The sequence below is a fragment of the Aeromonas sp. QDB18 genome (genome assembly GCF_027705325.1).
GTDB classification, from domain to species: Bacteria; Pseudomonadota; Gammaproteobacteria; order Enterobacterales; family Aeromonadaceae; genus Aeromonas; species Aeromonas caviae.
This window is the reverse complement of record NZ_JAPDBQ010000348.1, coordinates 1-656: the sequence shown is the minus strand read 5'-3', so window position 1 is coordinate 656 and position 656 is coordinate 1. Positions and strand designations below refer to the sequence as shown.

Below are 656 nucleotides of genomic sequence, written 5' to 3'. Positions count from 1 at the left end.
GCTGGACGCCAAGGGCCTGACGGTCGATGAATCTACCGTCTGGCAATTCCTCAAAAAACAGCAGGGAAAATATGGCCTCATTTAGAGCCCCATCAGCCCAAGCGGCTTGGGTAATGCAGCAGGTGCAGGGCCGAGAAATCAAAAGCGTTGGCTCCGTTAGAGACTATGAACAGGGCCTAACCCGAGTGGCCGAGTGGCAACAGGCCGAGCATCCGCGCCTGGCGCAGGGATTGCGCGGCATGACCCAAGAGTTGGCCATCGCGTACCTGGAGCAGCGGGCCGAGCAGGTCAGTCAATCGACGCTCAATCAGGAGCGGCAGGCGCTCCAGGTGATGATGCAGCTCGTGACGCACAAACTCGCACCGGACGCACGCCTGCCTGTGGTGCAATCGGAGAAGCAGATCGTCGAGCAATCGAGGGCCTACACCCAGGAACAGATCGCCCTGGTAGTGGGTGCCCAAAACGAGCGAAACGGATTGGCCACGGAGATCGCCCATGCCGCAGGGCTGCGGGCATCGGAGCTGCTGACACTGCAACGGATCGAGGAACGCGCCCCCAGTGATCGGCCCGCCAGGGAGGAAAAATTCACCGGCAGAGCGCCTGGCGAGCGCTACACCGTCCATGGCAAAGGCGGCCTGATCCGCGAGGTACGGCTG

The 656-nt window shown here is 61.9% G+C and carries 1 pseudogene; it reads left to right on the top strand.

Annotated features, from left to right (window positions below):
• Positions 1-113 precede the first annotated feature (113 nt).
• Positions 114-656 (top strand): annotated as a pseudogene (locus OKC30_RS21295) (site-specific integrase); the annotation flags it as partial.